The 16397-nt window shown below is 40.6% G+C and carries 17 protein-coding genes and 1 pseudogene; all 18 read left to right on the top strand.

Going from position 1 to position 16397, the window contains the following annotated elements; translation table 11 throughout:
* Nucleotides 1-128 precede the first annotated feature (128 nt).
* Nucleotides 129-449 carry a hypothetical protein gene (locus ACLR96_RS00265; protein WP_412265060.1) on the top strand — a complete coding sequence of 107 codons (321 nt, stop codon included), beginning with the start codon at nucleotides 129-131 and terminating at the stop codon, nucleotides 447-449.
* A gap of 142 nt (nucleotides 450-591) precedes the next feature.
* The gene (locus tag ACLR96_RS00260) at nucleotides 592-975 is read left to right on the top strand and encodes a hypothetical protein (RefSeq protein ID WP_177270694.1); all 384 of its coding nucleotides are present in this window, start codon (nucleotides 592-594) and stop codon (nucleotides 973-975) included.
* An 11-nt stretch (nucleotides 976-986) separates the two neighbouring features.
* Complete coding sequence (locus tag ACLR96_RS00255; protein ID WP_177270695.1) at nucleotides 987-1490, top strand: phage major tail protein, TP901-1 family; 504 nt, start codon at nucleotides 987-989, stop codon at nucleotides 1488-1490.
* A gap of 84 nt (nucleotides 1491-1574) precedes the next feature.
* On the top strand, nucleotides 1575-1946 hold the full coding sequence (locus tag ACLR96_RS00250) for a tail assembly chaperone (protein WP_177270696.1): 372 nt from the start codon (nucleotides 1575-1577) through the stop codon (nucleotides 1944-1946).
* 110 nt (nucleotides 1947-2056) lie between these two features.
* Nucleotides 2057-2293, top strand: a complete 237-nt coding sequence (locus tag ACLR96_RS00245) for a hypothetical protein (RefSeq protein ID WP_177270697.1) — start codon at nucleotides 2057-2059, stop codon at nucleotides 2291-2293.
* Nucleotide 2294: 1 nt separating this feature from the next.
* The gene (locus tag ACLR96_RS00240; RefSeq protein WP_177270698.1) at nucleotides 2295-4454 is read left to right on the top strand and encodes a hypothetical protein; all 2160 of its coding nucleotides are present in this window, start codon (nucleotides 2295-2297) and stop codon (nucleotides 4452-4454) included.
* Nucleotides 4454-6496 (top strand): distal tail protein Dit, encoded by a 2043-nt coding sequence (locus ACLR96_RS00235; protein WP_177270699.1) that lies wholly within the window; start codon nucleotides 4454-4456, stop codon nucleotides 6494-6496. The genes ACLR96_RS00240 and ACLR96_RS00235 overlap by 1 nt, the downstream gene beginning before the upstream one ends.
* A complete protein-coding gene (locus ACLR96_RS00230) occupies nucleotides 6493-9840 on the top strand; it encodes a phage tail spike protein (RefSeq protein ID WP_412265059.1) in 3348 nt (1115 codons plus the stop codon). The genes ACLR96_RS00235 and ACLR96_RS00230 overlap by 4 nt, the downstream gene beginning before the upstream one ends.
* Nucleotides 9841-9843: 3 nt before the next feature.
* Nucleotides 9844-11775, top strand: a complete 1932-nt coding sequence (locus tag ACLR96_RS00225; protein ID WP_177270042.1) for a DUF859 family phage minor structural protein — start codon at nucleotides 9844-9846, stop codon at nucleotides 11773-11775.
* 15 nt (nucleotides 11776-11790) lie between these two features.
* Nucleotides 11791-12225: a hypothetical protein gene (locus ACLR96_RS00220; protein WP_412265058.1), complete on the top strand. Its 435-nt coding sequence runs from the start codon at nucleotides 11791-11793 to the stop codon at nucleotides 12223-12225.
* Nucleotides 12226-12258: 33 nt separating this feature from the next.
* Nucleotides 12259-12672 carry a hypothetical protein gene (locus tag ACLR96_RS00215; RefSeq protein WP_177270044.1) on the top strand — a complete coding sequence of 138 codons (414 nt, stop codon included), beginning with the start codon at nucleotides 12259-12261 and terminating at the stop codon, nucleotides 12670-12672.
* Nucleotides 12673-12690: 18 nt separating this feature from the next.
* On the top strand, nucleotides 12691-13095 hold the full coding sequence (locus tag ACLR96_RS00210) for a hypothetical protein (RefSeq protein ID WP_177270046.1): 405 nt from the start codon (nucleotides 12691-12693) through the stop codon (nucleotides 13093-13095).
* A gap of 401 nt (nucleotides 13096-13496) precedes the next feature.
* Complete coding sequence (locus ACLR96_RS00205) at nucleotides 13497-13808, top strand: hypothetical protein (protein WP_177270048.1); 312 nt, start codon at nucleotides 13497-13499, stop codon at nucleotides 13806-13808.
* A 177-nt stretch (nucleotides 13809-13985) separates the two neighbouring features.
* Nucleotides 13986-14267 carry a phage holin gene (locus ACLR96_RS00200; RefSeq protein ID WP_177270050.1) on the top strand — a complete coding sequence of 94 codons (282 nt, stop codon included), beginning with the start codon at nucleotides 13986-13988 and terminating at the stop codon, nucleotides 14265-14267.
* Between the two features lies 1 nt (nucleotide 14268).
* Nucleotides 14269-14772, top strand: a complete 504-nt coding sequence (locus ACLR96_RS00195; protein WP_177270052.1) for a Thoeris anti-defense Tad2 family protein — start codon at nucleotides 14269-14271, stop codon at nucleotides 14770-14772.
* The gene (locus tag ACLR96_RS00190) at nucleotides 14772-15506 is read left to right on the top strand and encodes a peptidoglycan-binding protein (RefSeq protein WP_177270054.1); all 735 of its coding nucleotides are present in this window, start codon (nucleotides 14772-14774) and stop codon (nucleotides 15504-15506) included. Before ACLR96_RS00195 ends, ACLR96_RS00190 begins: the two co-directional genes overlap by 1 nt.
* 9 nt (nucleotides 15507-15515) lie before the next feature.
* Entirely contained in the window at nucleotides 15516-15860 is a 345-nt protein-coding gene (locus tag ACLR96_RS00185; RefSeq protein WP_177270056.1) for a hypothetical protein, read from the top strand.
* 79 nt (nucleotides 15861-15939) lie between these two features.
* Nucleotides 15940-16344 (top strand): annotated as a pseudogene (locus tag ACLR96_RS00180) (manganese catalase family protein); the annotation flags it as partial.
* Nucleotides 16345-16397: the final 53 nt, after the last annotated feature.

The raw sequence follows: 16397 nt of genomic DNA, 5'->3' as shown, positions 1-16397 counted from the left end.
TTTTTTGATTGCAGGCATTGTTTTCAAAAATCCGGATTATGTACAGTATGCCTGGCAAGTCAGTCCGAAAAGACTATAAACTACGTAACGGAACGGGCGATGAACGGGCCGGGACAGAAAGGATGTAAATGAAAGAAGAGAGAAAAAGGAAAATTTTAATTCAGTTATTTGTTGAGGAAGACGGGGACGGTGACCATATTGGGAACGAAAACGGAAGCGTCAACAACAGAATGAGAAATGGATCTTTATCATTTGATGATTTCTTAAGACTTGAAGGTAATCAGTCAGAATTTGACAGGAGAATTCAAAAGGCTGTAAAAACTGCAGTCACGAATGCGCGCAGGAAATGGGAATCAGCCGGAAGTGATATTATCGCAAGCAAAGATCAGACCATCAGAACAAAAGAAAAAGGGACTTTACGCAGAGGTGAAAACTTTGAGACAAGTTAAATGAGCTGAAAAAGCAGAGTGAATTGTCGGAATGGGAATGATTTTGCAAGTAAAATATCTTCTGAATAAAATGCTGATATTCAAAATGCAAAGATTCAAAGTTAATAATTTTTCTGATTTAGCAGTTAGGAAGGTGATATGGATGGATCCACAGAATGAGCTTTTTAAAGAACTGTTCACGAAATTAAAAGAAAAGGGGTATAAAGTATATGACGGAGCTTTTCCGTCCGATGATATTTCATATCCATTTGTACATATGGCAGATAGCCGCCAGGTAGATGGCGTAAATAAGTCTTCGATATTTGGAACGGTATATCAGACAATTCATGTGTGGCATGATAATTTCAGTGAGAGACAGTCTGTATCTGAAATATTGATAGGTATAAAGAATACAGCGGTCAATATTAAAAATACTGGAGATCTAAGCTGGTATTTAAGAAGCACAGAGCAGAGGGTACTGGCGCAGGATATAAAAGAACAGACAATTTTACATGGTGTGTTGGATTTAGAGTTTAGATTTAGTTAGGAGGAATTTTTATGGAAGCTATACAGGGTAAAAAGATAGTGTATCTCTACAGATTATTAAGCGAGGCGGCTACAGCAGATGGGGCAGCTTTGGCGTTTACAACAGAAAACGGAAGAACGAAAAGTAAGGAGGCTGAATCCACAGCTACAAAAGATGGTCCTGTCAGAACTCCGGGGATAGCAGAAGCAGAACTTACTGCTACAAGTATTCTTGCAAAGGGTGATACACTGATCGATAAATTAGAGAAAGCGCTGGATAATGATGAAACAGTTGAAATCTGGGAAGTAAACCTTATGGAAAAGGGAACTGAAAGTGATGAAGGAAAGTTTAAGGCAAAGTATTTCCAAGGATATCTTACAGAATTTGAAGTTGTATCCAATGCGGAAGAACACGTTGAAGTGTCATTAACATTTGGCGTTAATGGGAACGGAGTAGATGGGTACGCTACCGTAAGTGAACAGCAGCAGGAAATTGCAAACTATGTATTCGCAGATACACACAAAACGGGAGCATAAAGATAAGAAGTTTTGTACTTAATGTTTATTTATCCGGAGATGTCTTGCAAAGGCATTTCCGGGTTATTCAGGAGGATTTATTATATGTTTGAATTAACAATAAATGGAACGGTATATCAATTTAATTTTGGAATCGGATTTGTAAGAGATATAAACAAAAGGATACAGAAGCCAGTCGAAGGTGTTACAGGAGTAAAAGAAGATGTGGGACTGGCTTTTACTGTAGCTAAGATAATAGACGGAGATGTTATTGCTGTGGTAGATGCGTTGGAAGCAGCCAATAAAAGATATAGTCCGAGAATAACAAGAGATATTCTGGAAGGATATATTGATGATGAATCTACAGATATAGATGAATTATTTAATAAGGTGATGGATTTTTTAGAAAGAGCAAATGCTACCGGCAGACTTACGAAAAAGCTGACGGAGGCAATGAAGCAGGAGAACAAAGCGTAAAAGATTTTGAACAGATATATTGGGAAATAGCTTTAAATTGTTTTAGATATTTTGGTTTTAAGAATTTTGATGAAATAGATAACCTTACAATAGCTGAATATGAGTTGCTTATGAAAGCGGCGGAATTAAAGGAGGCAGATCTTGATTACAGAATTCATATGCAGGCATTTTTAAATGTACAGGCAGGTGCTAAGAAAAAAGTCGGAAAAAATAAAGAAAAACTTGTATTTTCAAGATTTGATAAATTCTATGACCGTCAGAAGGCGATAGATGAAATCATGTATCCGGGGAAAAAGAAAAGTAAGTTCTCAGGTATAGGTAAATTATTTAAGAAAGGGGGAGATTGAGATGGCTGAAAGTTATGATATTGTTGTTCAGTCTTCTGCAATGAATAAGATGTCTTCGGCACTTCAAACAGATCTTAGAGGATTATCATCGGGATTTTCTGATGTTGCTAAAAGTTCATCCGGCTCGTTAGGGAAAGTCTCGAATATGTTGGGAAATAACTCTGAGATTATATCCGAAGTAACTGGAAAGATATCAACAATGATAACCTATTTTAAGAGTATTAAAGCAGCGGCAGATATTTTTAAGGATATGGGAAATAGTGCAGAGAAAGCATCTGAAGGAACATTTTCTTTATCTAAAATAGATAGCATTTCGGGGATGATAAATTCTTTGTCATCATTGGCAGGAGCTCTGGAAGGTCTTGCTTCACTGGGTAAGAAAGCAATTGAACCTTTAATCACATTTGGCATTGTTGTGGCAGGTCTTGCTGTAGTTATGAGCAAAACAGGAGCACAACTCAGTGTGAATCAAGCAGGTTTGACAGCATTTTCTGAAGGAATTGCATTAATAGCGTCAGCTATGGCTCCGTTGGCTCAGACAGGGCTTGAAGGTGTTATTTCTATGGGAATGTTTGCAATTGTCATAGCAGGTCTTGTGGAGATATTTGCTACTTTTGGAGGTGCATTGAATAAAGCAGTAGTACCAATGCTGGCATTTGGAGCTACTATACTTGCTGTTGGCGTGGGATTGAATATGGCTACTCCGTTTATAATAGCTTTTGCTCTTCTGATACAACAATTAGGCAACACTATAGTACAGGTTGTATCAGCAATTACAGGAGCCATTGTCACTATAGCGGTTACTGTAGGGGGTGTATTAGTACAGGTCGTATCTGCTATTGCCGGTGCAGTTGCAACTATAGTAAATGTTATAGGTGGTACGTTGTGCAGTGTAATGGAGACTGCCGGAAGTGTTATCAGTACAGTAGCTGATTCTATAAGTGATGGATTTGTGAAGATTTGCGGAGGTGTAGCTGATGTTATAGATGCCATCAGCGGAGGATTTGTTTCCATACTTGAGGGTATTGCAGGCGTAATAGAGGCTATAGGAACTTCGGCAAAGAATGCAGGTAAAGGATTTAAGTCAGTAGCTGAAGGGATAAAAATCATCTCGGAACTGTCACTTTATGATATTGGTAAATCTCTTGGTGCAGTTGCGCTTGGAATGGGTGAAATGTCATCATCGGGAAAGAATCTTCCGCAGGTGGCAGAGGCTATGCAGATACTTATAACATCTATGATGATGGGCGTAACTACTGTATCAATGTTCTCGGCATCACTGCTTATGCTGTCGACTATGACAGAAGGAATAGTAAGTAGTGTGAATATGTTAAAAGATGCTTTTGCAAACTTTGTTATTATTCCGCCAAATGCCGAACCGTTTATAGTTACTTTTTCATTAATAATATCAAGTGCTCGGCAGCTTGTTCCGGCCCTTACATCTGCAGGATTAATGGCAGGAATGGGTCTGGCAATGGGATTGTCTATGGGAGCGATGCAAGCAAGAACAGTAATGGCAATAGTTTCTGTTTCAATTATTTCTTCACTGAGTGTATTGGCAGCAATGCTTTCTGTTATCGGGAGTACAGCAGGTATGGGGTTTGCCACAGCACTTCGGTCAGGCTTGAACAGTTCTGTTCTTACTGTGAGGCTGGCGGTGTCGCAAATAATATCATCTTTGATGTCAGTACAGGGAATATCTTATCTTGCAGGGTACAATATAGGAATGGGACTTGCAAACGGTATGAAAGCCACATTGCCGATTGTAAAAAATGTTGCAGCACAGCTTGCGAAAGCGGCGGCAGCTGCTATTGAAGCAAAGGCAAAAATATCGTCGCCATCTAAAGTTACTGCTAAATTAGGCGAATTCTTCGGACTTGGATGGGCTGTAGGAATAAAAGATACATTTAGTGATGTGAAAAAGGTTTCCGAAAGACTTATCAGTATACCGAATATAAGACAGCCGGAGTTGGCTATGGCCTATGGTGGATATGGCAGTACATTAGGGGATGATTATATTTTTGGAAATAGTGGTTCATACATCATAGAAGTTCCGGTAAATATAGACGGCAGACAAGTATCTAAGGTTACGGCTCCATATATACAAAGTGATTTGAATAAACTGGAATCAAGGAAAAACAGAAAAAGGGGGATAAGATAATGTATGAATTTAGAGATATAAATGAAAATATAACCCTTATCCCGATACCGACAGAGGCAATGCAGATTAACGGTGTTTATCTTGAGTCCGAAATAGAAGGATATAGGACTCTTTATGTCAAGGGAAGAGAGGCACTGTCTCCGGAATTTGAAACATTGGAAACAGGTACTCGGGATGGCTCTATAAGAAAGAACAAACGATTTCCGGAAAGGATTATCACTGTAGGCTATCAGCTTATTTCATCGGATTCTTTATCTTTTAGAGAAGCCTATAATAAAATGGGGATACTTTTAAATGTAAATGATGCGGAACTTATTTTCAACGATGAGCCGGATAAATATTTTATCGGTACGCCTACATATATAGAAGAAGTTCCTGAAGGAAGAAATGCAATAACCGGAGAAATAGAGATAACTTGTTTTGATCCTCTGAAGTATTCGGTGGTTGAGTATGAAGCAGAGGCTTCTATTGATGATCCGGGAAGTATTTTAGTGAATTATAATGGAACATACAATACTTTTCCTGTGTTGGAAGCTGATTTTTACAGTGAAGTAGAGACGGATGGAGATGAAACAATGCCGCTTACAGGAAAAGGCGATTGTGGATATGTAGCGTTTTTCAATGGAGACGAAAAGATTATACAGCTTGGTGATCCTGATGAAGAAGACGGAAGTATAATACAGGGAAAATCAGAAACTCTTGTGAATCAAACTTTTGACAGTGTTTCATCATGGGGGACAGCTGCGAAGAATTTATGGTCTCAAAATTCCGGCACAGTAATACCAGAAGACGTGGTACAGTCAGGTTCCTTAGGAATAAAAACATGTGATTATACTGTGGCATCAAGTCCTGCGGCAACTTCGGGAACTATATTGAGCAGTGCTAAAAGCAATGTAGGATCCCCGTATATTTATTACAGTGTTTCACTGAGAGCTTATGGAAGAACAACAAATGCAGTAACAGTAGATGCTGCGGTAACTGCTTCCCTTGCAACAAGCGCCTCGTATTTTGGGAAAGGATTAGGGCTGAGAGGTTCACTTTATGTGGGTGGATCGTGGCATAATGTTACTATTAAGAACACATCGTCAAACTGGAAGGGAAAGTCAGCGCATACTGTTAATATGAGATTCACTGTTACAGGGCTAAACAGTGCGGCAACTGCTCTTACAGGCATTCAGTTTAAAGTAGACAGAACAGACAGTCATGGTTCGTCGGGAACATTAAATGCAAGAGCGTGCAGCAATTTGAGAATAAGTACATACCAAGAAAGTGTTCCGGCTTCTTATTATCTTACTGCATCTGAATACGGAACTGCTTCAGGTAAATATCACGGGCCTACAATAAGACGAAAGGTATCTCCGTCGCTGGATTTTACTTTTACATATAAGCAGAGAATGAGTATAGGAACCGGAGGAAATGATACAAAACAGATGGGAGCTTTTCAGACGATATTGGCAGATTCTGAGGGAGGTATATTGGCAGGTGTGAGGATATTAAAGAATAAATCAGGGAAAACTGCAAACGTTCTTTTTTATGTAAATAATAAAAATGTATACAGCAGCGAGATAGATTTGTCATATACCAACAAATCTTTTGGAAAAGGTTCAGGAGGTGCATCCAGTATTGCCAAGGACGGAGCAAAAATTATATTTGATGTCGGGGGATGCAGGAAAGTTTTTACCGATGATATGATAAAAGATACTGCAGCAGAACAGATAGTTTTGGGGTTTGAACAGTATGGCACAGTGAATCCTCTTTCATATAATGGACTGTCATGGGTAAGATTCATTAGAAACAACAGGGATACTTGGAGTGATATACCTAACAAATTCAGTGCTAATGATATACTGGAAGCAGACTGCAAAAGCGGAGAGATTTATCTAAATGGAAACAGAGCTCCGCAGCTTGGAGCGCTGGGAAATGACTGGGAAAATTTTCATCTTAAACCTGGCATGAACCAAATAGGCATATCTTATTCAAATTGGGTGACTGATGATTACGCACCTGTGTTTAAGGTACGATATAGGGAGGCATTTTTATGATCATATATTTTGCAGACAGACATATGAATGTTTTGGGGCAGGCAAGTACAAGCCTGCCTTTTGGCTTTACTGTGTTTAATGATGAAAAAATAGAAGATACTGATACAGGAGTGGCATCTTTCAGCTGTTATATATCTTTTGAAGACAACAATAGGCTCAATGCAGAACACATGACAGAAGCGGGAAATTATCTGCTGCGAAAGCATGCAGATGAGAATGAGTTTTATACCATAATCGAGACAGAAATAGATCCTGAAGCTCATGAGATTTATATATATGCAGAAGATGCAGGACTTGATCTGCTGAATGAGGTGGCTGAAGAATATGAAGCTTCGGAGACATATCCTATCGCATGGTATATCGATAAATGGGCTGCGTCCAGTGGTTTTGAGATAGGAATAAATGAGATACCGAATCTTAAGAAAAAATTAAAATGGACATCAGAATCTACAGTTACAGAACGTCTGGACAGTATCGCTTCACAGTTTGACGACGCAGAAATCAGCTATAGTTTTGATATAGAAAATCTGATAATTACTAATAAGTATATTAATATATTTAGGAAACGGGGAACTGATATAGGCGAAGAACTGCGAATAAACAGGCATTTGAAGAATATAATCGTTAAAAAATCTGTAGCTAATCTTGCTACAGCGTTAAAAGCAACGGGAAGCGCTCCTGAAGGAGAAGATGAAGCGATAACGCTTAAAGGTTATAAATATGATGATGGGGATTTTTATGTTGATACAGATGGGATTCTTAAATCAAGAAAGGCTGTTGAGAAATGGACGAGATATTGCTGGGATAAAAAAAAGCCGGGTTATGAAGGACATATAGAAAAGACTTATAGTTATGATACTGACAGCCAGAAAATATTATTTGAGAATACATTAATGCAGCTTAAGTCTATATGTGAAATGGAAGTTAATTACGAAGCTGATATTTCTGTTCTGCCGGAGAATATAAGAATTGGTGACAGAGTAAATCTTGTAGATGATAGTGGACAACTATATGTTTCCGCACGGCTTCTTCAGCTTAAAACATCTGTATCTGAAGGAACTCAAACAGCTACGTTCGGTGAATATCTGATAAAGGACAGCGGGATCAGTGATAAAGTGGAAATGCTTGCTTCCAAGTTTTCAGAGCTTGCTGCAAGCAGGTCTTTTTATACATGGATAGCATATGCTGATGATTCAACTGGCGCAGGTATAAGTTTAGATCCTGTCGGAAAAGCATATATAGGAATATCGGCCAACAGAGTAAATGATATACCGGATATTACGGATCCTTCTGTATATAAATGGTCTAAAATACAGGGAGATAAAGGCGATCTTGGGATAAGCCTTGTTAGTATAACAGAACATTATCTTGTAAGCAATCTGGCACAGGGGATAACAATACAGTCAGAAGGCTGGAGTACAGTTATTCCTGCAATGTCAGCCGAGAAAAAATATCTTTGGAATTATGAAACGCTGATTTACAGTGATAGTTCTGAAGAAGATCTTGAACCTAAAATTATAGGAGCTTATGGAGACCCGGGCGTTAGTTCACCTGCGATAGTTAATATGACAGAACAGTATTATTTGTCTGAATCAGATACAGAACCGGCAGGCGGGGAATGGGTTAGAATTATTCCGTCATGGATGCCGGGAAGATATTTATGGACACGATGGTGTATAGAATGGAGTGAGCCTAATCCGGAAATCCTTACTTATTCGGAACCGGTAGCAGCAGTGTCTTTCAATGAAATTCACCAAGCCGCCCATGATACGGTTATTGTGGCAGAAGAAGCTAAAGAGAATGCAGAGAATGCAGTTTCACAGCTTACTCAGGTAAATGGAGAAATAGCTGAGGCAAATAAACAGATAGATAATCTTAAAGAACACCTTGATATTCTTGAGTCTGAAATGGTTGTGGATTATGTTACTAAAGGCGAGCTTACAGAGGTAAATACAGCTCTTGGAACACGTATAGAGCAGAATGCCTCTGAAATTCAGTCTACAGCCAGAAAGGTACAGGAGATTGATGTAGATGCAAGCAAGGCTCTTGCGGATGCGGCAGCAGCCCAGACAGCAGCAGATCAGGCAGCCCAGAACGCAGCTGATGCACAGACCAAGTATACCGCCTTAAAACAGCAAGCTGATGTTACAGATGAACAGCTTGCAGCGGCTAAAGAAGCTGTAGAAGAGGCGCAGAATGCGGCTATGGAAGCGGGAGATGCAGCAGCAGCGGCGCAAAGTGCAGCGGATTCTCTTGCGGACAGAGTCACGATGGCGGAGAGTAATATTACCCAGCAGGCAGATCAGATAAGCCTTACTGTTCAAAAAGTGGAGAAGATGAAGATTGGTGGGCGGAATCTGCTGAAGGATAGTTCAACGATAACGCTTGACGGTTCAAACTATAGCGATAAAACAGAACGTGATACAGGCGGAGTGATAACCTTCGCAGAGGGGAGCGAAGGAACATACAATGCTTGGAGATATCCTGAGTGTACCGTTCCTATCTATGAGCTTACCGCTGAGAAGGGCATGTCATACGTGTTCAGTGCGGACATAAAGATGACTGGGGTAACGAAAGCCACTGACATATATTTCGAGTTTCGAAAAGAGGATGAGTCTATTAAGGACAGGGCCGCAACCGACATATCGCTGGAGAAGGATGGGATGTGGCAGAGGGTCAGCGGAACGCTTACCGTAAACAACGCTAATCCAGCCGATAAATGTGTGATTATTCTCTACGGTAATAACGCGGAGCCCGGCGCAACGATAGAGTACAGGAATTTTAAGCTCGAAGCGGGGGATAAGGCTACGGATTGGAGCCCGGCGCCGGAAGATGTGAACGTAGATATAGAGCAAATAGATGAAGTCCTTGCTGACTTTGAAAATCGCATCACCAACGTTACGCAGACTGCGGATGATATATCGTTTAGTGTGTCGGGTATTGAAGAAAAACAGGCGGCGATGGATAAACTGAAACAACAGATAGAGCAGATCACCAGCGTGCTGATTGAGGATGGGAAAATCACATTTGACTTTGATACCATCAAAAAACAGGTTGACAGTGCTGTCGAAGAATTAGAGCGCCGCAATAGGTATGTAGCTATCACAGAAGATGAGACCCTTGGGGCTACGATTACTATAGGGGACTCAGAATCTGGCATGGTGGGGAGATTCACAAAGGAATCACTGGATTTTCTTTCCGGTGATGTCGTAGTTGCCAGTTATGCAAACGATGGGCTTACGACAGAAAATATTACGACAAATAATCAGATCAAGTTCGGAGGCAACTGGGCAATACGTCCGGGGGCCGGGGGAAACCTTAATGATGTATGGATTGGAGGTTAATATATGGCAGCAAGAATTTCTATGTCGATATCTGAATCGAGTGTAAATGTGGCAAATAACACATCTGTTGTTACGGTTAAATTATATTATTATGGAAACGGAGTATCGTGGAACTCCAATGGTCCGTCGGGAAGTATAGTTATAGACGGCACATCATATTCATTCAGTCATAATTTTACGACATCGTCGTCAGCGCAGCTTCTGGCGACTAAATCCAAGACGGTAACTCACAACAGTAACGGAGCGAAAACAGTATCATGCAGCGCAAGATTTGTTACAGGGGTATCTCTGGGGACTTTGACGACATCAGCCAGCAAAGCACTTACAGTTATACCAAGAGTTTCTGATTTGTCGGTAAATAAGACCAGTGTACCTGCTGATGGTTCAACGACAGTAACGGCAACAGCAACAAAGAAATCCAGTGGTTTTACTGATACTATCGCAGTGAAGCTTGGAAGTTACAGTAAAACGGTCACATCGGGGACAGCATTTACTATACCTATTGAATGGTGCAATGCCATAAGCGGGACATCAGCGATTGCAACGGTAACGGTGACAACAAAATCGGGGAACACGATTATCGGGACGAAATATGTAAACCTGACTGTCACAGTGCCATCGACGGTAGTACCGTCCATATCCGGCGTATCGGTAGCAGAAGCCGTATCGGCGGTACAATCTGCATTTGGAAACGGGATATATGTTTCATCGCTATCGAAATTGAATGTGAATATCACAGCGGCCGGTATATATGGGAGTACGATATCATCAATAAAGACTACATTTGATGGAATTACATATACAGGAACGGAATTTCAGACGGCGGCAATATCAAAGGCAGGCACACTGATCATGTCTGTTACGGTGACAGACAGCAGAGGCAGGATGAAGACCACAACGAAAAATATCACTGTTTATGGGTATTCATCCCCGGCGATAACCAATGTGTCCTGCGTTTCAGATAGTGCGAATACGGTAGTAACCATAGATGGTGTTGTATCACCGGTTACGGTAAAGGGTGTTAATAAGAATACGAAGACACTGAAGATAAAATACAAGAAGTCGACAGCTTCCGCTTATGGAAGCGAGACGACGGTTACGATACCGGCGGCAAGCTGGACATTTTCCGTATCGAAGACATTTGCGATAGACAGCAGAACGATTACATATGACTTTGAGGCAAAGCTCACTGACAAGCTGTCGACAGCTATGGCGTATGGAACGACAGGAAGACCGGTTATATCCAGGCACGCGGGCGGAGACGGAGTAGCATTGTTTGAAGAATCAACAGGCGCAGGATTTAAAGTGGGAGGTGGAAAGCCAGCTACATTTACAGGAGATATTCTGATGGATGATCCGGAGCTTGAAGAACTGTGGGATTCTGCATTTGCTGGCGGAAACGAAAATCTTCTGCCAAATTCCGTTTCAATGAAACACGGAAGCAGAACAACATATGCGCAAGGAATAAGCAGTGATGAATATTTGGCTCAATCGGGGAACCCATGGGTGTGGGGTACGGAGGATGGTGTTACAACAGTAAGTATAGAAGGGTCAGGCAGAACAGAAATATATTACACATATTGTGTTACACCATTTATACCCAAAGCTAAGTTACCAAATGGATTTGAGTTTAGTTTCTATATTAAAGTTGATGATGTAGACGCGTGGGACAGTAAAATTCCGGTACAGATCAATTTGATAGACTCGTCCGGGAGCCGGGTAAATTATTCATCTCCGGCGATTACGAATACCGACTGTTATGAGAAAACGCCAAATATCGAGGCGGGAAAATGGGTTAAGTGTGTATTAAGAAGAACTGCATCATCTATGAGCGGATGGGCAGGATGGGAAAATACAGAATACTTTGGTTGGAGATTTGTTCTTGCTAAAAATGGCTCGATACATTTTAAACTACCGCAGTGTATTGCCATATAAGGAAAGGAGAAAATTATGTTTGAAGCATTAAAAGGATTCAGAGATGTTGCAGAGCTTGTTAAGGCTCTGAAAGAGTATCTGTCGTTTAAGAATAAAGTTTTATGGGAAGGAACTGTAGCAAAGGGTAATACTATTACTGTAAAGAACTTATCCAAATATTTGATTGCAGAAATATATACAAGGTACGGTAATGGGTTTATAAATCCACAATCAGGAATTATACGAATATCTCACGGAGATCATGCTGGAGGAACAGACGATACTCCGATAAATGGATATGTTTATGGGAGTATCAATGGGGATAACGTTACAATATCTCACTGCAAATATATATTACATAATCCAAACTCAAGCCACAGTGTGGTGGTACAAATGAATATAAAAAAAATAGTCGGTATAGAGCCTGTTATCCCAGAATCCCTCAGAAATTATCTGGGGGGGGGGTATTAAAAGTACCAATGTTTTTGCTTGGAGGTGGTTGTCATGCTGTCTTTAAGGAAGTATTTGAGAGATATTTTGGAAGGCATAAAGATTTTGAATGCGAAGAGCAACAAGTACTACAAAGAGTCGGCACAGGTATCGAACAAGGTAAACAATTCCCTTACAGTATGCACTTTACTATTGCCAAAAGGAACCTATCTCGTATTTGGAAATGTAAGCGCAAATGTAGATGCAGGAGTATCGTCACTTTTAGCTTCAGCCATAAATTCAGCATCAGGAGTGAATATATTAATGGGAGCACAGGGCCGTTCAACCATGAATGCAGGCGGTGGTTGTCAGTCGTGGGCATTGGCAGAGGTTACTTCCGAAAAAGGGAGCGTGAGGCTGACTACTTACGGATATTATTCCGGAAGCTGTACATACGCTGGAAAGCTACTTGCCATAAGGCTTATATGACCGACTGGAGGTGTTGCCATGTTTAGTTTACGAAAGGTTCTCAAGGATGTGGTGACGAGACTCACTTTGATTGTAGATTTTGTTATCGAAAAAGGTACCACTGGAAATTACAGTTATAAAAAGTGGGTAAGCGGAGAGGTGGAAATAAAGATTATTGGTTATACTACATTTACCAATGGATATAGTATCATAAAACTTCCTGCTGGGTTTACGATTTTAACAACGGAAGATTCGCATAAAGCACCTTTAATACTTACGCAGAGTAGATATATGGGCGACAACAGGAGTGCAGATGTTGTTTTTACTCCGGGAGCTATTTTGACGGACAGTCAGCATCAGTTTACATTGTATGGAAGGGTGGGAAGCGTCCCAATGTCGGGAAAGCACTATGTGAATATACTCATAAAAGGATATTATAAATAATCATAAGGGTGAGAGATTCGCCTCTTTTTATATCCTTTTAGAAAATAAAGGGAGAAATACTATGGCAGAAAAACCTAAAGTGGCTGACTATCAACAGCAGATGTATGAAAGTAAATATCAGTAGTAAATAGACTCAGCGCTTAACAATGTTACAAACAGGAAGAAATTTACATATGATCCTTTGAAGGATGTAAATTATCAAGTACTTGCGAAAATGTATAACAAGCAGGGGCAGAAGACAGCATAAAATACGATGGAAGCAGCAAAAATTCGACAGGTCCACATTTTTATTTTAGAGTAAAAGAAAGTGGCGAATACATTGATCCGATAATATATTTCAGATAAAATGTGTGTCACAAAGGTATGGCTTTATGATATAATATCTGCGGAGGTGGGTAGAGATGAGTAACGATGAATTGTTGATTCAGATATCCGAGATGTTGGATAAAAAACTAAAGCCATTAAATGAAAAAATCGACCAATTAGATAAAAAGGTAGACCAAGTCAAAGATGAAAATCATTTTGAAACACAGAATATAAGATTGCTCTTGGAAAATGATATAATTCCACGGCTTCAAAATATAGAGTCTTGCTATACAGATACATATAGACGATATATTGTTGGGGTTGAACAGATTGAAGCTTTACAGGCTGATATGGAGATTTTAAAGCGCGTAGTAAACGAGCATAGCAAGAAGTTACAGAATATATAATTGAGCCGCCTATTTAGGCGGCTCTTGTATTTTTTGAAAACTCTGTGGCTTTAGTTAAAATAGGCTGGTCGAGAGATACGATACATATTGAATACATGTTAAAAAAACACCTTGGGGGGCGAAAGCTTTCAGGGTGTTTCGCTATATTATGAAAAAACGAAGGGAGACTTTTATATTATGAAAAACGAAAAAACAAAGGCAATTATTAGGCTAATCGTAATGCTGGTTCTGACAGCAAACATGGTACTTACTGTGGCCGGAAAGAATCCAATTCCGCTGGATGAAACAGCATTAACAGAATGGCTGACGGTAGCGGCGGCGGGTATATCTGCCATCTGGTCATGGTGGAAAAATAATAACATGACCAAGCAGGCGCAGGAGATGCAGGGACACTTAAAGGCAGCTAAGGAAGACGGAGACGGTTCTGACGGCGCAGTATGGGAAATGGAGGTAGAGTAAAATGAATTTCAAGACAATATTTAAAGAGATGAAAAAGGGTGCAAAAGTAAAACTCCCTTCATGGGGAGGGTATTGGTTCTGGGATGAAGATAAAAAATCCATCATGATGCATACCAAAGACGGTAAGGAACTGGATATCAGAGAGACAGAGGTGGTGGAATACACCGCACTTAATATCTGTTCTGATGAATGGCAGATTGCTGATGAAAAGAATTGCCCACAGCTTGGCGGCGAAGCAACATTCAGTTTTTCTGATGCGATTATATATATCAAAAGAGGTATGAAAGTTGCGAGAAAAGGTTGGAACGGAAAGAAACAGTATATAGAGTTAGCGTATGGAATTAGTTACAAGAATTGCTCTAATGAAACCATTAATGCAGAGCATGAGGCTATCGGAAATAAGGCTATAGCGTTTGTGGGTACATCTGGTGTGCAGATGGGGTGGCTCGCATCACAGGCGGACATGCTTGCTGAAGACTGGGTGTTTGCGGAAGGAGTGGAATAATGTTATCGGTAAAACAGTATCAGAAAAATTTATATCATTACTATGCCTATTACACGGGCGCGATAGACGGAATCTGTGGGAGCGGCACAAAGGCGGCCATCAAGCGGTTCCAGAAAGGCCATGGACTGATGCAGGACGGCATTTATGGCGCGAAGACTAACGCTAAGCTGGTAGAGCGAATTAAGGTGTTACAGGGCGTTGTCGGCACTACGCAGGACGGTATTGTGGGAAGCAAAACTATAGCCGGCATAAAGGCAAAACAGAAGGCATGGGGTATTACTCAGGACGGAATCGCTGGTACAAATTTCTGGGCCAAGGCGAATAGCGGAAGCGGATCTTCTTTATCTTCCTCGTCGTCTTCGGCTTCAGGCGGCAGCTCGAAACATTTCGCGAAGTCAGAGTTTAAATGTACCTGTGGAGGTAAATATTGTAATGGTTACCCTGCCGGTAATACATCAGCGAAGTTACTTAAGATTTTAGAAGCCATTAGAGTAGAATATGGCAAGCCGATAACTATCACTTCCGGCCAGAGGTGCAAAACCAGAAATGCGCAGGTGGGAGGAGCCAGTGGATCAGCACATACAAAAGGTAGGGCAGCGGATATTTATATTCCGGGAGTGACCACAACAGCAGCCGGAAGAAATGCTGTTGTTAAATTGGCCTACAAATATGGAGCTGCATATAGTTATGCCAATACTGCTCAGATGGGTAATGCTGTACATATTAATGTGTAGGAGGCAGTTATGTTAAGTGCAATTCAGGAACACATAGTAGGGATTATATGTTCAGGAGTAGCCAGTTTCGCAGCCGGAACCCTTGTATGGGCAATAAAAAAATTCAGTGGTTTATTTCAGGCAGTAAAAGCCAACAGTCATGATAAACTGTTCCGATATGGTAAATTTTATATTTTATCAGGAGAAATAACACTTGAGGAGTTGGAAAGCTTGGAAGAAATATATAATGGATATCATGGACTTGGGGGAAACGGGACAGGAACAGAGATTTTCGAAAAGTGCAAAGAGCTACCTGTGGTTAAAGAACGGACAAAATGGAATCCATATTATGTTGGCAAAGAAATGATGTGTTGAAAGCTCTTTAAGATTATTAGATGCTGATCTATGGAAGCTTTTAATATCTAAAAATCATTTCCATCATAGATGGGCGGTTGAACTGGCTCATCTGGAAATGGTAAGTGCTATAATTCATCAGCTTACGAAAGGTATGACGATGGAGCAGATAAAGGCAGCCGGTTTTGAAACTTATTTTGTGGATCACACAGCAGGTGTGTATCCTCAGGCTGCAGCCGGGTTTCCTTTTGATGCTCTGTCTTTTGCTGTGAAGGGAGACGCTATTACGGATCTTGTGGAAGATATGGCTGCCGAACAGAAGGCAAGGACCACGTATGATAATATTCTGAGGATGGTGGATGATCCTGATGTGATAGATCCCATACGGTATCTGAGAGAACGTGAAGTCGTCCATTTTCAGCGTTTCGGTGAAACTTTGAGAAATGTTCAGGATAATCTCAACAGTACGAATTTCTATGCGATAAATCCATCGTTTGATCTTTAATTTGTTTTACAGGAGAAAGCCTCAGAAATAGGAAAAAGCAAGCGTGGACAGGT

Origin of the sequence: Lentihominibacter sp. (assembly GCF_046951855.1) — a bacterium.
Classification (GTDB): Bacteria; Bacillota; Clostridia; order Peptostreptococcales; family Anaerovoracaceae; genus Lentihominibacter; species Lentihominibacter hominis.
This window is presented reverse-complemented; position numbering and strand designations above follow the sequence as displayed.

Coding starts and splice junctions, on each gene's coding strand:
- ACLR96_RS00220 (WP_412265058.1), top strand. CDS start 11,791: ATGTTTGAAGCATTAAAAGGATTCAGAGATGTTGCAGAGCTTGTTAAG.
- ACLR96_RS00205 (WP_177270048.1), top strand. CDS start 13,497: ATGAGTAACGATGAATTGTTGATTCAGATATCCGAGATGTTGGATAAA.
- ACLR96_RS00190 (WP_177270054.1), top strand. CDS start 14,772: ATGTTATCGGTAAAACAGTATCAGAAAAATTTATATCATTACTATGCC.
- ACLR96_RS00215 (WP_177270044.1), top strand. CDS start 12,259: ATGCTGTCTTTAAGGAAGTATTTGAGAGATATTTTGGAAGGCATAAAG.
- ACLR96_RS00240 (WP_177270698.1), top strand. CDS start 2,295: ATGGCTGAAAGTTATGATATTGTTGTTCAGTCTTCTGCAATGAATAAG.
- ACLR96_RS00225 (WP_177270042.1), top strand. CDS start 9,844: ATGGCAGCAAGAATTTCTATGTCGATATCTGAATCGAGTGTAAATGTG.
- ACLR96_RS00265 (WP_412265060.1), top strand. CDS start 129: ATGAAAGAAGAGAGAAAAAGGAAAATTTTAATTCAGTTATTTGTTGAG.
- ACLR96_RS00255 (WP_177270695.1), top strand. CDS start 987: ATGGAAGCTATACAGGGTAAAAAGATAGTGTATCTCTACAGATTATTA.
- ACLR96_RS00195 (WP_177270052.1), top strand. CDS start 14,269: ATGAATTTCAAGACAATATTTAAAGAGATGAAAAAGGGTGCAAAAGTA.
- ACLR96_RS00230 (WP_412265059.1), top strand. CDS start 6,493: ATGATCATATATTTTGCAGACAGACATATGAATGTTTTGGGGCAGGCA.
- ACLR96_RS00260 (WP_177270694.1), top strand. CDS start 592: ATGGATCCACAGAATGAGCTTTTTAAAGAACTGTTCACGAAATTAAAA.
- ACLR96_RS00210 (WP_177270046.1), top strand. CDS start 12,691: ATGTTTAGTTTACGAAAGGTTCTCAAGGATGTGGTGACGAGACTCACT.
- ACLR96_RS00250 (WP_177270696.1), top strand. CDS start 1,575: ATGTTTGAATTAACAATAAATGGAACGGTATATCAATTTAATTTTGGA.
- ACLR96_RS00245 (WP_177270697.1), top strand. CDS start 2,057: ATGAAAGCGGCGGAATTAAAGGAGGCAGATCTTGATTACAGAATTCAT.
- ACLR96_RS00185 (WP_177270056.1), top strand. CDS start 15,516: ATGTTAAGTGCAATTCAGGAACACATAGTAGGGATTATATGTTCAGGA.
- ACLR96_RS00200 (WP_177270050.1), top strand. CDS start 13,986: ATGAAAAACGAAAAAACAAAGGCAATTATTAGGCTAATCGTAATGCTG.
- ACLR96_RS00235 (WP_177270699.1), top strand. CDS start 4,454: ATGTATGAATTTAGAGATATAAATGAAAATATAACCCTTATCCCGATA.